Raw genomic sequence first — 14,997 nt, 5'->3', positions numbered from 1 at the left:
TTTTCTTATTAAAACTGCTTTAAAAAGTTAATCTTAATTATGGAACTTTGTTCCTTAGTGCGCCCCAGAAGTCCGTATTCTCTACTATTAAAGACCAGATACACAAAAGACAGGGGTTTATATTCCCAGGAAAGACGGGCATTGTATAGGTTGCTTTTGTCCAATGAATTCCTTTGGTAAAGAAATGTAAACTGCAATCGGGGATTAAGGGCAAAACGACTATCAAAGGAATATACGTTTGCCGTTTTATTCTCTTTTGCAGTTCCTACCTGTTTAAGATCATTCACTCCAACGCCCACTCCCAATGAAATATAAGGAATCGGGGCGTAGGCCAGTGAAGCATCCAAAGTATTCAACTTACCATTAAAATACCCCCCGGTTTCGTAGGAAAGGTCATAGGCAATTTTTCGTGAACCATCACTCGCATAGAAAACCCGGTACCTGTTGTAAGTGTACTTTCCTAGCCCGATACCTATCCCTACCGGACTAAATTCTTCGGCAATGTTCTGGTAATTGTAGAAATAGGACACCCCGGTTTTTCCCCCTTTTATAAAGTTAAAGGACAAAGGAGTGAAACTTATTTTTTGCTCCAGAATATTTCCTGTGGACGATTCATGGTAGAGTTCAGCAAGTAAACCCGGCTCGTAATCGCGAATAACTTTATTAAAAGGCAACCACTTACCTCTTAAGCTGAACTCAATTCCAGGTGTGGTTGCTATAACATCCCTTCTCGATATAAATCCGCTTTTGGGGTCAAAATTTTCCGAGATCAAAGTGGAGGTCCACCAAGCCTTGATTCTGTCCGAATTATATTCATACTGAAAATACCCTGCCCAACCCGTGTTTTTTCTTTCTTTAACCCCTGTCAGAGAAACCATGGTATTAATAGAGTGATGCGCATTCAACCGAAAAAAACCATCGATAGCGGTAGTATAATCGAATTGGGAATTGGCGGTCATTGTAGCTCCGGATGTTCTGCCCGTAACAATGGCGCCAATTCTATTGTTTTTACCTATATTTTCAGCGTATCTGCCTACCATATATTTCTGACCGGGAATATTATCCGTTTCCCGTTGCTGAAGGAACATTGCCCCAAAATTCCTTTTATCCGAACGGTACACTACCCGTCCCCCATAATCTATGGGTATGGGCCTACTATTGGTATCCAGCCCTATTTGTCTGCTAAAAAAAGGAATCAGGGCAACATTACCGTTCATATTGCCATCGGAAATCCCCGCCCCGAACAGGGAGGCATTTTCCAAAAAGAACTGTCTCTTTTCAGGAAACAGAACGGAGAATCGAGTGGTGTTATTGACAAGCTGGTCAACATCGGCCTGTGCAAAATCTGTATTGACGGTCGCATCCAGAACAAGGTTAGGGCTTATAACCCATTTGGCTTCACCTCCGGCCTTGAATTCGGTTTCACCATCAGGATTATCAGAGACCAGAGCATAAGGGTTTACTAAAATATTGGTTGTTGGTTTCGGAGGTATAAAGCCGGACATCTTACCCGTATATTCCATACGGTTAAAGCCTACTGAACGTGGATAAAACGACCAGGCGGAACGCTCATTAGTGGTCCGTTGTGCCCTTTGAAAATTGATACCAAAAACAGGTGTTCCGGTTTTAGAAAGCTTATACCGCAGGGTTTTCCAGGGAATTTCAATTTCTGCGATCCAATGAGTATCAGTACGGGTTGTCCTTACCTTCCACAGACTATTCCAATCAACATCAAAATAAGTGTCATCAAAGGATAGGTAATCACGTTGCGCCCCATATGGGTTTACAAAAAAAGTAACGCTGTTCCGCTCGTCGTTAAAACCATCGATGGTAATCCCTGCCAGGTCATGGTTCTGAAAGTCAAAATCCCGTTTGAGGTCGGGAGCCTTAAATCTGTTTTTACCTACGGAATCATAACAGATAATCCCAAAATACAGGGCGTTTTCGGTATATAAACTTTTTACTTTCGTAATGAAATGGGCCTTGCTTCCGGTTTGAGGTTGTACCTGGGTGAAATCAGTTGCCTCCTTGGGTATATCCCAATCAGGTTCATCCAGCAATCCATCAATATTAATTTTATTGCCCGTAAAAGTGGTGCTAAAACTTTTTTTAGTCCTGGTTGTTTCCTTGTTTTGTCCATAACAAAAGCATTGTATTAGAATTAACACCAGGAAGTACTGCTTTGTTTTCATTATCTGATTTTATCAAAACAAAGTAAAAAGGTAATATTGATTAAAAAAAATACTTAATTTTGATTAATCAATCATTTATTTTAATCAATAATTATGACCATTCCACAGCTCGAAAATTTTTTGGTGCTTACCGAAACCCTTAATTTCAGGAAGGCCTGCGAACACATCTATATAGCCCAACCTGCATTAAGCAGGCAAATACAGCAGCTTGAAGAAGAAATTGGAGTACAATTGTTTGACCGCACCAAAAAACAAATTAAGCTTACTTCCGCCGGGACTTACTTCAAAAAGGAAGTTTTCAAACTAATTCATCAACTTAAACAAACCATAAAAATAACCGCTCAGGTACACAGCGGAACAGCAGGGGAAATACATATCGGCCACGCCAGTTCCGCAATGCATTCCATTTTGCCGGAATTATTACGATATATGGAACGGGAAGTTCCGAATTTAAAGGCCAGTTTGGTTGAAGGAACCAATGAACTTATTTTTAACAAGCTGATCGATAATGAAGTAGATTTTGGTTTTGTCCCCAATGCATTCGTTCCCGAAGGCTTATCCGGCAATACGGTCTATAAAGAGAATTATCTGTTAATCCTGCCCCAGGATCATTTTATCAACAAAACTACCTTTAAGGATTTAAAGGATTGTGCTAATGAAAAATGGATATTGCATCCACAGACGGAGGGCTTTGGATATATGGAAGAAATTCTCAAAATATTCAATGCCTATGGTTATACTCCCAATATTGTGCATCGCTCTCCAAACACTTCCTCGGTACTTCGTATGGTAGCAGCAGGATTGGGCATTACAATGATGGGAAAATCTACCATCAAAGGTTTTGACCTGAACCTTAAAACAATCGAACTCAAAAAAATAGGAAAACAACTGGATATGAAACTGGTCTGGAAAACGGAACGGGAAAACGAATTGAAACCTTTTCTTGATTTTTTACAACAATATTTACAGGTCAAATAAAACATTCTCCAATGCTACCCCGTCTCCATATTTTTTAAGACTAAACTTTAAAGAGCACGGGGTACTACTCAGGGTTGTAAAACATGTTTACTCTCCCCTCAAAATGCCAAAACAAAGGTGGCTGAGTGCCGGCCGCAGGCTGGTGTATCGAAGCCACCGGAATTTTCAGTAAAATCGCCTGCTGGCTTTATTCGGTCAATTTCTATAATTCACGAATTGTTCCCGTCAGGGGTATTATTTCTTTATCAATCCTCAAAAAGGAATTTACAGTATTGTCTTTTAAGTTAATAACCTGGCTTACACCTAATCCGTCTTGTTCAATCCACGAAATAAAAAAAGTATAACTATTCAGTCTATGCATAGAATAGGTTTCATCAGCTTCTCTCCCTTTTTCTTCTCCTTTTACACACTTCCAATGCAGTTGATTCTCTGGTTTGAAATTTACTTCATAAACATTATCGCCATAATTATACTCCAATGTTTTTCCGGATAAAGAGATCATTTTTTCAGACATATTTTTTTCTTCTTGAATAGTTTCTACCTTTTTAGTTTCATTTTGATTTTTACAAGATATGATTGTGGTTAAAATCATAATTGCGAAGATTGCGTTTTTCATCTGTCTATTTTTTATTTGTTTTTCAGCTTGCCGATAGCCACAAATATACACAATCCCTTTCTCCCTATTTTTTAAGACTGAACTTTATAAAAGCCAAAACAAAGATGGCTGAGCACCCGAGCGCAGCGATGGGTGTATTGAAGCCATCGGTGCCCTGGTATTTGCACTTTGTACCATGACCTGTTTTATTCTGGTTTTCAAACTTAAAAACATACACTCCCCCAACTCCGAAACTCAGAACTCCTTAACTTTCTGCATATAATGCATTTTGCCCTGCCTCCCTATCCCTCTTAATATTTGATTTTCGTACTTTTGTTACATGGAAGGAAAAGAGACACTTGAAGAATATTACGCCCATAGTTTCAAACAGATACCGGACGACCTGTTATCTGCTTCGGGGGCTGTGGCACATTTTAATATCCTTAAAAGAGATAACTGCTTTACGGCACTCAGTTTTACCCGGAGAGATTATTATAAAATAGTACTCACCCGGGGGAATGCGGTCCTTTATACGGAAAAGGGAGAAGTTATTATCGATAAACCCGCCCTGTTCTTTTCGGACCGGAGTATCCGCTACGGCTGGCAGAATGTCGGGGACGGACAGGACGGTTTTACCTGTTTGTTCAACGAATATTTTGCAACACCGGGACTGCGTAAAGCTTTCCGGAAACTGTTCTCTTTATTCCAGGAGGACATCTACCCTTTTTTATTCCTTACCAATGCCCAATACCGGCAGTTAGAGCAGTACTTTACGCTGATGCGGAACGAGTATTGCAGTAACTTCACCTATAAAGACCGCATGCTGCGCGACCTGCTTAATCTTATTATTTACACGGGAATAAAAATAAAAACATCCGATAACAAAGAATTTCCGGGGATACACCACCGGGACCTGGTAACGCGGTTCATGGAAACCCTGGACAACCAGTTCCCCATAGAATCGCCTGCGGCTTCCTTAAAAATAAAAACTCCGGCAGATTATGCAGACCTCCTACATATCCATGTAAACCACCTGAACCACAGCGTAAAGGCACAAACCGGAAAAACCACTTCCGAACTGATACGCGAACGTATTCTCACAGAAGCCATGAACCTGCTCCGGTACAGTGACTGGCGCATCTTTGAAATAGGCAACAGCCTCGGTTTCGAGTATCCGCAACACTTTAATTCCTTCTTTAAAAAGCATATAGGAATAAGTCCCAAACAATACAAACTGGGAGTTCCGGCTAACATTTGATTTGTTTAACTTTTGATTTGAATTGATTATTTTTTCATCGGGGAAGTACAGATAATTTTGTTGTGTAAAATTACGCTGACTTACCTGCTATGAGAACATATGATAAAAAACACGAACGGATCAGTACTATTTCGATCTTTTTACTCATTCCATTATCGGGACTGGCCACAGATATTTTCATACCTTCTTTCCCGGAAATGCAGGAAATGCTTTTGACGGACAATAAGGGCATACAAATGACACTGAGCTGTTTTCTTATCAGTTACGGGATCTCGCTTCTCGTAGCCGGGAGCTTAGTGGACAGTTTCGGGCGGTATAAGCTGGTCCTGGCTTCTTTGTTGCTGTTTTCCCTGAGCAGTTTTGCCATCGCCATCGTGCCCGACCTCTATTTTATTTATGCCATGCGAATATTGCAGGGAATCACTACGGCTTTTATCGTGGTGGGAAAAAGGGCCTTCCTGGTAGATATCTATAAGGGCAAGAAATTGCAGCACTACACGAGTTTAATGACTATCATCTGGTCTATGGCCCCGATTACAGCTCCTTTTATAGGTGGATACCTTCAGAAAGGGTTCGGCTGGACCTCCAGCTTTTATTTCCTCGGGGGCTATGCCCTGGTGATGCTGTTTATAGAATGGTTTTTCTCCGGGGAAGCGTTTACGGAATTCAAAACGTTTAACCGGAAAAGTATTGTTTCCACGTACAAAGCCGTACTCAAAGTCCCGGATTTTTCCACAGGACTGGTCATTCTGGGCCTAACGTACGGTATGGTCATGGTGTTTGCCATGTCTGCCCCCTTTCTCGTAGAAAACCATTTCAATTTTTCTCCTGTGGTAACGGGCTATTGTGCCCTGCTATCGGGATTGGGGATCATGAGTGGCGGAATACTGGGGCGTTCCCTGAGCACTTATCCTTTTTTACCTAAACTGTTCTTTGGTGTGGCTATGGAAATCGTTGTTGCGGTGTTGATGTTTGCCACGGGTAACTATGTTTCCAATATTTATATCTTTGTAGGGTTTATATACCTCCTACACCTCTTCAGCGGGTTTTTATACAACGTATATTTTACCTACTGCCTGACAAGGTTCCCGGAATATGCGGGGGTGACCAACGGACTCACCAGCGGGGCAAGCTACCTGGTGACCTCCGTGGCAAGTTATGCCATAGTAAGTATATTACACATCCGGAACCAACCGGGAATGGCTTTGAGTTATATTATCCTGTCCCTGTGTATCCTGTCCCTGCTCTTTTTCCTGAGGAATGTTGTTAAAAAGCGAAGTCTGTCCAGGGGGTAAATTAGTTGCAGGTTACAAGTTGTTACAGGTTGCAAGTTACAGGTTTAGCACAAAGCGAGGTGGCTGAGTGACAGCCACAGGCTGTTGTATCGAAGCCACCGGGTTACAAGTTTCAGGTTTGGCACAAAGCAATATTTAAGCTCTGCGTATCTCCGGGAAACTCTGTGGATCTCTGTGTAACAACTACATAGAATCAAACATGGAACCTGCAACCTGTAATTTGTTCCCTCCCCTCCTTGTCAGCTAAAGTCTACCATAGCTTTAATAACATTGTTTTCCGGATCGAGCCAGCTATCAAAATCGCGGATCATTTCGGTATAATGTGCTTTGTGGGTAACAAAGGCTTCTACCGGGAATTCCCGGATATGGGCTATAATGTATTCAAAATCTTCTAAAGTGGCATTCCGGCTACACATCAGGGTGGTTTCTTTGGCGTGTATTTTCGGGTGATTGAATACCAGGTCTTCTTTGGAGAGTCCCACAAGAACGTACCTTCCGCCGTGCGCCATATAGTCCGTACCGCTTTCGAGTGCCCTTTTGTTGCCCGTAGCATCAAAAACCACCGTAGCCAGGTCGCCATCGGTAATGTTATTCACACCGGATACGGGGTCTTCGGAAATATGGAATACGTGATCGGCACCGGCTATATCCCTGGCAAAACCTAACCGTGTTTTCACGGCATCTATGGCTATAACCCTGGCCCCGGCTATTTTGGCGAGTTTTATGATCCCCAGCCCTATGGGGCCACAACCTACCACTACCACAGTTTCGTTAGACTCCAACCCTGCCCGGCGTATGGCATGCGCCCCGATAGCCAAAGGTTCTACCACGGCCATTTCCTCGTGCGACAAACCGTCTACCGGGATCAGGAGATCATTTCGCACAACAATTTCTTCCTGCATCCCGCCATCGGCATGGACGCCAAGTACACGAATATCAGTACAGCAATTGGTTTTTCCCTTCCGGCAGGCAATACAGTCTCCACAGCTTACGTAAGGCATTACAATGACTTTATCTCCTGTCTTCAGCCCTTTATCGTTCTTTTCTATTTCCAGTATTTCCGCGGCCAGTTCGTGCCCCAGTATCCGTGGATACTGAAAAAAGGCCTGGTTACCGGCATAGGCATGCAAATCGGTACCGCATATGCCTACTTTATGTATTTTGAGCAAAGCGTGCCCTTCTTTTTTTTCCGGTTTGGGTTTGTCTTCCAGGACAAACTTGCCTGGGGTCTCACATACTATATATTTCATTTTTTTAAAGTTTCAGGTTGTAAGTTACGGGGTGCAGGTTCCAAGTTATAGGTTCCAGTTTGAGCACAAAACGAGGTGGCTGAGTGTTCCGAACTGCGTTCGGAATGTATCGAAGCCACCGGGTTACAGGTTCCATATTCATTTTATATTTAATACTATTTCGGCCGGTTCCAGTCCTTCCGAACGGGCTTTGAGAACAGCTTTTTCGCCGCTTCCATCGGATTGCAGGATAACCAGGCATTTTCCGTTAAAGGCGTTCTTTTCCGGGGATTTCATGGAAGTGGTGTCGGCCTGGTAGCCGTTGTCCACTCCTACTATTTTGGCTCCCCCGCTTACTTCAAAAAATACTTTATTGTTCGCTTTCGGAACAATATTTTTATCTTTATCCACTACATTTACGGTTACAAAGCACAACGTTTTTTTATCTTTCTTCAGATCGTCCCTGTCGGGCTGTAATTGCAGCGCAGCGGCTTTTCCTGCCGTACGGACCTCTTGCTCCAAAATAACTTTACCGTTTTTCCGGGATACAGCTTTAAGCGTTCCGGGAGTATAAGGCACACGCCACATGACATGGAATACATCTTCCTTTTTGGACTTGCTGCCAAGCGATTCACCATTAAGGAAGAGCTCTAACTCATCGGCCTGGTTGTAATAGGCCCATACATCTATCTCCTGCCCTTCTTCCCAGTTCCAATGAGGGAATACGTGTAGCACGGGTTTATCGGTCCACTCGCTTTGGTACATGTAATATACATCTTTTGGAAAACCTGCGAGGTCTACAATACCGTAATACGAACTCCGTGCGGGGTAATCGGGATATGGTACGGGTTCGCCGAGAAAATCAATTCCCGCCCATACAAATATACCGGAAATAAAATCAAGGTCTTTAACTACCTTCCAGGTTTCTTCATGGGTAGATCCCCAGTAGGCAGCAACCTGGTCGTAAGCCGATACGGTATAATCTTCATGTCCTTCAAAAGGCGCATCGAATGCTTCAGGCCAGTGCATGATACTGTCCGACGGCATGTCGTAACAGCCCCTGGTGGCAAGGCCCGAAACATTTTCCGATGCGATAAATTTTGCCCCCGGGAACCGGTTGGGAAGGTTTTTATAGGCATCTATCTTATAGTTAAACCCGAGCAGGTCCAGGGCTCCGGACTGGTATATAAAGTTCTTTCCGGGCTCGTTTTCAGTCAATGCACAGGTCACGGGGCGGGTGGTATCCAGCGATTTTACGATATCGGTAAGTTCCCGTGTAATGGTTATACCGGTACTGTCGAACTGTTCGCGGATCTCGTTGCCTATGCTCCACATCATCACGGAAGGGTGGTTCCGGTCGCGCTTTATAAAATCTTCCAGGTCTTTTTTGTGCCACGCGTCCCAATCGGTATGGTAATCTTCCTTGACCTTTTTCTTTTTCCAGGAATCAAAAGCCTCATCCTGTACAATAAGTCCCATTTCGTCGCACAGCCGGAGTAATTCCGTTGAATGCGGGTTGTGCGCGGTGCGAATGGCATTGGCCCCCATTTCTTTCATCAGGGTGAGTTTCCTGCGGAGCGCATCCTCATACACCGCCGATCCCAGGGCCCCGGAGTCGTGATGCAGGCATACACCGAGTATTTTCATGGATTTGCCATTGAGTGAAAAGCCTTTTTTAGCATCAAAGTCAAAATACCGGATACCAAGCGGGGTTTCGTACTCATCTGTTTTTTCTTCTCCATCGTAAACCCGGGTAAGTACTTTGTACATAGCGGGACTGTCCACACTCCACAACTGCGGATCTTGTACCGCCAGGTGCTGCCGTACTGTTATGGTTTGCCCTGAAACTATATGCTCAGAAGATTCCGTCGTTGCCACACTACGGCCATTACTGTCTATGATTTCCGATACGACTTTCAGTTGCCTTTCTTCCGTATTTTCATTGGTCACCTCTACCTCCAGTGTTGCTTTGGCAGAAGTCCCGGAGACTTCGGGAGTAGTGATGTATGTGCCCTGCGGGGCTACATGTAATTTCCCGGTAGTCACCAATCGTACATCGCGATAGATCCCGGAACCGGTATACCAGCGGGAATTGGGTTGCGGGGAATTGTCTGCCTTTACGGTCAGTACATTGTCTTTTCCGTTAAAATTAAGGTAGGAGCCAATATCGTAGCCGAAGGAGATATAACCGTTGGCCCTTTTGCCCAAGCTATGCCCGTTGATCCACACTTCGCTGTTACGGTATACCCCGCCAAATTCTACCCGTATAGACTTACCCTGCCATTCATCCGGCACTTTAAATGTTTTACGGTACCAACCTATGCCCGTGGGCAATGCACCTCCAGCGGTACCTGCCGGGTTGTCTTTTCCGAACTCTCCTTCTATGCTCCAATCGTGGGGCAGGTCAAGCACGCGCCAGGAGCTGTCGTCATATTCCATAGCAGAAGCATTAAGACTATCTCCCAACAGGAACTTCCAGTTTTCGTTGAAGTCCTGAATGATCCGTGCCGGTTTTTCTTCGGTATGACAGCCAAAGAGGATCACAGCTATGGCCAGGTAAAACAGGTTCTTGGTTGTTTTTATCATAGTATTGGTTACATTACAAGTTACAGGTTTCAGGTTTCAGGTTCCAGGTTACAGGTTACAGGTTTTTCAAAGCCTCTACAAAGGTGGCTGAGTGCTCCGGCGCAGCCAGGAGTGTATCGAAGCCACCGGGTTACAGGTTATTACACAGAGATACTCAAAGACACTCAGAGGTTCACAGAGGGTATTTACAAGCCCGGGGTAAGCTTTTTTCTTCTCTTCTCTAAAGTCTAACATCTTACATCTAAAATCTAATATTCCAAACTGGTGCTCGTTTGAGCAAAGCGGAAACGAGTACCCATTGTAAAGTGCGTTTGCAACGCACACGAAAAGACGGACTTTTTCTTTTTTCTTGTTTCTATATATAAATTCTGCGTTCTAAAGTCTCTCATCTAATATCTAATACCTCCCCTATTGAAATTCCATTTTATCCAGTCGTAATCGGCTGAGATCGGGGGCGGACAATCGTATTTTATAAGTCCCCGCATTGATATATCCTCCCGTGGTGGTATTGAGTATTTTCCATTTTACATCCGCTACCGGGAAGTTTATCTCATCGTCACGAAGCATTATACCGTCGGTAGATTCTATTTGCAGCCTGACCTTTGCCGCTTCGGTGCCGGTATTCATATACCGGAAACGAAGCAGGTATTCCCCGGCCAGGCCCGGGTTTACTTCCCAGGTAATGCTGTTGTTCCCCTCTTTTACAAAGGTTATATAATCTTCTTTTTTAAAATGTCCGCGTTCCGCTTCTTTCCCGGATATGGCAGCATCCTCGGCTTCGTGTGTAAATACGGGACGTGAGTCGTCATCTTCTCCCATATCGTATTCCGGCACCACCACAATACTGTACATACCTGCCTTCTTATTTTCCCCTGCCCCGTTTTTACCGAAAGCTACGTGTTCACCCCGGGTTGCTTTGCGGTGGTAAACGGTATATATTTTTCCGGCTCCGTCCGCCGCTATGTCTCCTGTTTTTTCATATTCCTTAAGCCACACAGGTAAAACGGTCACCACGCTATCCATAAGTACATAGACACCAGAGTTGCGCAGGGGAATAAAACTACCCCGGAAGTCTTTACCTGCCAGCTCTTCCGCAAAACGTATACGGTCCGCCCCGAAAAGCTGATAGGGCAATGTGGAAAAACGGACTTCACTATCGGTACATACCCGGTCTCCTGTATCTAACCAGGAAACCACCTCATATTTCCCCTGTATTGCGGCATCGGTCTGTACCCGGGTAATATTGGCAGGCGATGCCGGGGCCGGACGAGCTCCGGTATCATCCGCAGCAATAGCTATACCTGATATAATAGCCTGCCCGGAGGTTACTTCGGGAAAGGATATTTTTAGCTTTCCTTGTTCTGATCTTGCCTGAAATGTTTTTTTTAAGGCTTTGTCATGTCCTGCTTCTTTCCAGATATCGAGATTGTGAAGTACGGTTTTATTATTGATCGCAATATCAAAATTACGCCAGTTGCTGCAATCGGTATGCGCACCGGTTCCGTACCAGGGTTCTGTAAAAAACAGGGTTACGGTATATTCCCCGTCGGGTACCGGGAATTCGTAGCGAAGCCTGTCCATACCGTAACGGTAATACTGAAACAGCGGCCAGTTGGCGGTACCGGAAACCGGGTCGAAAGTCCTGCCCTGGCTGGCATAAAAATCGGGAAGGCCAGCAAAATCATCGGTCCAGGAAAGGGAACCCCAGGTATTTTCCCTGCTCTTATGCACATCGGCGGCCCAGATATTGCCATAGGTATCCGTATATTCCGCTCCCCCGGCATTTACCCGGTACAGGTAATTTTTATCCTTTTCGGGTTCCAGGATATCTTCTGTAGTCTCTTTCCATTGTTTAAGCCCGGGGGCTTCGGGCAGATGGTGCAGTACGACATAATCTCTCGCTACTTCCCTGCCGTTCTCATAGCCTACGGCATAAAGCAGGTTGTACTGTACGGGTACGTTATCCCATTGAAAATGCTTTCCCCTGCCGGGATTTTTCTTTTTGCCCAGCGAGATCTTACCGGTATCATTGAACAATTCCACTTCTTCGCAATTGGAATATACAACAATACTGTCTTTGGTTCCGGCTTTTGTCCACCGGCCCGGCCAGGAATGGGATACGATATAAACCATAGGGTCCTCATGGGCCGGGGCATAGTTGGCCATATACATATAATAGGCATCGAGAGGTTCTCCCCATACGGTAAACAGGCCCTTGTAATTTACCGGGCCTACACGGTCCATATCGCGCCATGCTTCACCGTTCTGTATTCGCCCTGGATTTTCATGCGATGCAAACAGCCAGTTGAACTGGCCTGCCGCCTTATCCCTGACGGATTCGGCCTGGGCTACCTTGATCTCCATAAGTTGTGAAAAACGCTCTTCGGTGTAGGCTCCCTTCTGACGGAAAGGGCCTTCCCCGTGTAACCCGGCAGTACGCCAGGCGCCATACTCTCCGTTGAGCCATTCTTTACTGAGCTCGGCGCCGTAGTTAAAGGGGGCCCCTCCATAGGTGCCCGACCAGTTTTGTACAACATTCCAGTCCGTTCCTTCCCCGCCGTTACAGGTTGTCACCAGTCTTTGAGCGGATGCGGTCGGGTCCATTTGTCTTATGATTTCGGTACACTCCCGTGCAAAGGCTTCGGGGATGACACTTTCGTTCTGTAATCCCCAGAGCACTACGGAAGGACTGTTCCGCCGTTCACGTATCCACTGTTTTAAGAGTTTTTTGAAGTTTTCGCGAAATTGGGGGGTATCGTACCAGATATGTGCGGAAAACTGGCTCCAGAACAACAGGCCTTCTTCATCGAGATGTTCCTGGTATCGCAGATTATGCGGTTGGTGTGCTTCCCGGAAAGCATTGAACCCGGCAGCCTTTACCTGGTCTACCCGTGCTTTTACCTGTGTAGCGCTAAAGGCATGACTTTTCCCGGTAAGGTGTTCGTATTCGCAGGTTCCGTTGATAAACAAGGGTTTGCCATTGAGGTAAAAATGTCCGTTGTCCCCTTCTCTACCCGCCGGCCAGCTGATCCAGCGTATACCGTAAGGAGTACCTATGCTGTCCACAACTTTTCCGTTCTCCTTGATGACGGTGGACAACTGGTACAAATAAGGGTTTTCAGGCGACCATAAATGCGGACGCTCCACTTCGAGTTTTGCTTTTGCGGTCTCCAGGACTTCTCCCTTTTTCAGCGATACGTTCTGAACGGCTTGTGCGATAATCTTGTTCGTACTATCCCGTAAGGTATATTCCAGTTGTACCCCGGCCCGCTTTGTACGGTAATTATGTATTTCGGCTGTTGTCCATAACAGGGCTTTTTCTTCGGATACTTCGTCGCTGTTCCAGATATGCACACCGAATGGCTCTATACGAACATCTTCGGTAACCACAAGGGATACGGGACGGAATATCCCCATAGGTTGTGATCCTTCGGAAAATCCCCATTCGCCGGAACATCCGCCGCATACCCAGGGAAGATCGGCTATAAAGGCAGGGTGTTCCGCTTTTACGGTTATGGTGTTGGGTTTGCCGGTATGTACGGCATCCGTAATGTCTATGGTAAAGGTGGTTCGCCCGCCCTGGTGCTCCCCGAGTTTATGGCCGTTGACCCATACGGTCGCATAAGACCCGACACCTTCGAAGAACAGGAAATAACGTTTGTTCTTTTCTTTTTTGTCCAGTGACAACTCCCGGCGATACCAGGCGGTACCGTGACGATTACCATGCTTCATCCGGCGGTATCCCTCGTAACGGTCCCAGTTGTGCGGAATGTTTACCTGTTGCCAGGCGGTGTCAGGGAAATCACTGTGAATAAAAGACGTTTCTCCAATAGTGTCCCGGCTTTCTTTGATCGTGGTTCTCCAATCTGCATCCAGGGGAATGACCCGGCGGACGGATTTTTCCTGGCCGGCAGACATTCCCGGAATGCAGCACCATAAACATATTAAAGTTACTATTTTGTACATTTTTTTTATTTATAGTTGGGGCAGGTTACGGGTTTCAAGTTGCAGGCTCCAAGTTTCAAGTTACAGGTTGCAGGTTGCAGGTTTGGGCATGCCTGAATATGGTTGCCTTTTTTCTGGTTAATAATTAATCTTAAATCTCGGTTTTTGTTCAGGGGTTAACCCCTGAACAAAGGTTTCAAATTCTACAGGTTTCATATTTTTTAGTGAACCATGTGGACGTTGATAATTGTACTTTTCTACGATTTTTTTTATCAATATTCTCCCTTGTTTTAAACTGATATGGGAGTGGTCAAAATCGATATATTCATTTTTTAATATGCCGTTTAAAGATTCTGCATGAGCATTCTCCCAGGCTTTACCGCCCATGCTAGGCTGTACCTGATTTTCTGTATGTAACTCAGCTAATCGCTTATAAACGTATTGGCTGCCTTTATCCGAATGAAATATGAGTTGTTTCCGTTCGGTTTTAGCAGTCGTGGCCAGGGCTTCCCTATAAGCTACAACTATAGTATCCTCTGCGGTCAGGGTGGCTGACAAACTCCAGCCTTTGATTTTCCTACTGTACACATCCAGGATCAAGGTCAGGTAATAAGGCTTCTTAGCCGATACAGCGATATAGGTAATATCACTCACCCAAAGCTGGTTGATCCCGGTTAGTTGTAAATCAGTGATCCGATTAGGATACCAATGCTTCCCCCCATAAGTGGTACGGTAACGGTTGCGCTTGCGCTTTAACCTAAAGCCATGACTCAGCAATAAGGCCTCGGTCTTGTCCCGACCCATCCCGGTAGGCTTGAGCTCCGCATAGAGCTTCCTACAACCCAGCCGAGGATGGCCCTTACGAAGCTCCCTTGCGCCTTCCAGAACACTATTCCTAACCCGGAGTTGTTCCTGGTGG

The 14,997-nt window shown here is 45.1% G+C and carries 9 protein-coding genes; 3 read left to right on the top strand and 6 right to left on the bottom strand.

Going from position 1 to position 14,997, the window contains the following annotated elements; all coding sequences use genetic code 11:
- Nucleotides 1-8: 8 nt before the first annotated feature.
- Nucleotides 9-2,192, bottom strand: coding sequence for a carbohydrate binding family 9 domain-containing protein (locus ACVBDU_RS23225; RefSeq protein ID WP_447182057.1), 2,184 nt, complete (start codon nt 2,190-2,192; stop codon nt 9-11).
- Nucleotides 2,193-2,285: 93 nt separating this feature from the next.
- Between ACVBDU_RS23225 and ACVBDU_RS23220 the strand changes: the two genes are divergently transcribed.
- A complete protein-coding gene (locus tag ACVBDU_RS23220) occupies nt 2,286-3,170 on the top strand; it encodes a LysR family transcriptional regulator (protein WP_447182056.1) in 885 nt (294 codons plus the stop codon).
- Between the two features lie 202 nt (nt 3,171-3,372).
- Here ACVBDU_RS23220 and ACVBDU_RS23215 read toward each other — a convergent pair whose 3' ends face one another.
- Complete coding sequence (locus tag ACVBDU_RS23215) at nt 3,373-3,786, bottom strand: phenolic acid decarboxylase (protein WP_447182055.1); 414 nt, start codon at nt 3,784-3,786, stop codon at nt 3,373-3,375.
- A gap of 319 nt (nt 3,787-4,105) precedes the next feature.
- Between ACVBDU_RS23215 and ACVBDU_RS23210 the strand changes: the two genes are divergently transcribed.
- Nucleotides 4,106-5,023 (top strand): helix-turn-helix domain-containing protein, encoded by a 918-nt coding sequence (locus ACVBDU_RS23210; RefSeq protein ID WP_447182054.1) that lies wholly within the window; start codon nt 4,106-4,108, stop codon nt 5,021-5,023.
- 89 nt (nt 5,024-5,112) lie between these two features.
- Nucleotides 5,113-6,318: an MFS transporter gene (locus tag ACVBDU_RS23205; protein ID WP_447182053.1), complete on the top strand. Its 1,206-nt coding sequence runs from the start codon at nt 5,113-5,115 to the stop codon at nt 6,316-6,318.
- A gap of 239 nt (nt 6,319-6,557) precedes the next feature.
- On the opposite strand, the gene ACVBDU_RS23200 is transcribed toward ACVBDU_RS23205, so the two are convergent.
- The 4 genes from ACVBDU_RS23200 to ACVBDU_RS23185 form a co-directional block, all read right to left on the bottom strand.
- On the bottom strand, nt 6,558-7,568 hold the full coding sequence (locus ACVBDU_RS23200) for a zinc-binding alcohol dehydrogenase family protein (RefSeq protein ID WP_447182052.1): 1,011 nt from the start codon (nt 7,566-7,568) through the stop codon (nt 6,558-6,560).
- Between the two features lie 138 nt (nt 7,569-7,706).
- The gene (locus ACVBDU_RS23195) at nt 7,707-10,133 is read right to left on the bottom strand and encodes a glycoside hydrolase family 2 TIM barrel-domain containing protein (RefSeq protein ID WP_447182051.1); all 2,427 of its coding nucleotides are present in this window, start codon (nt 10,131-10,133) and stop codon (nt 7,707-7,709) included.
- Nucleotides 10,134-10,541: 408 nt separating this feature from the next.
- Nucleotides 10,542-14,099, bottom strand: coding sequence for a malectin domain-containing carbohydrate-binding protein (locus tag ACVBDU_RS23190; RefSeq protein ID WP_447182050.1), 3,558 nt, complete (start codon nt 14,097-14,099; stop codon nt 10,542-10,544).
- A gap of 117 nt (nt 14,100-14,216) precedes the next feature.
- The coding region (locus tag ACVBDU_RS23185) for an IS3 family transposase (RefSeq protein WP_447178419.1) at nt 14,217-14,997 on the bottom strand (781 nt) is incomplete at its 5' end.

The sequence above is a fragment of the Sinomicrobium endophyticum genome (genome assembly GCF_052983315.1).
Note: the sequence above shows the minus strand (reverse complement) of the source record. Positions and strands in the feature narration are given on the sequence as shown.

Bases quoted from the DNA above. Each gene is read 5' to 3' on its own strand.
- ACVBDU_RS23200 (WP_447182052.1), bottom strand. From the start codon at position 7,568: ATGAAATATATAGTATGTGAGACCCCAGGCAAGTTTGTCCTGGAAGAC.
- ACVBDU_RS23215 (WP_447182055.1), bottom strand. From the start codon at position 3,786: ATGAAAAACGCAATCTTCGCAATTATGATTTTAACCACAATCATATCT.
- ACVBDU_RS23205 (WP_447182053.1), top strand. From the start codon at position 5,113: ATGAGAACATATGATAAAAAACACGAACGGATCAGTACTATTTCGATC.
- ACVBDU_RS23190 (WP_447182050.1), bottom strand. From the start codon at position 14,099: ATGTACAAAATAGTAACTTTAATATGTTTATGGTGCTGCATTCCGGGA.
- ACVBDU_RS23220 (WP_447182056.1), top strand. From the start codon at position 2,286: ATGACCATTCCACAGCTCGAAAATTTTTTGGTGCTTACCGAAACCCTT.
- ACVBDU_RS23225 (WP_447182057.1), bottom strand. From the start codon at position 2,192: ATGAAAACAAAGCAGTACTTCCTGGTGTTAATTCTAATACAATGCTTT.
- ACVBDU_RS23195 (WP_447182051.1), bottom strand. From the start codon at position 10,133: ATGATAAAAACAACCAAGAACCTGTTTTACCTGGCCATAGCTGTGATC.
- ACVBDU_RS23210 (WP_447182054.1), top strand. From the start codon at position 4,106: ATGGAAGGAAAAGAGACACTTGAAGAATATTACGCCCATAGTTTCAAA.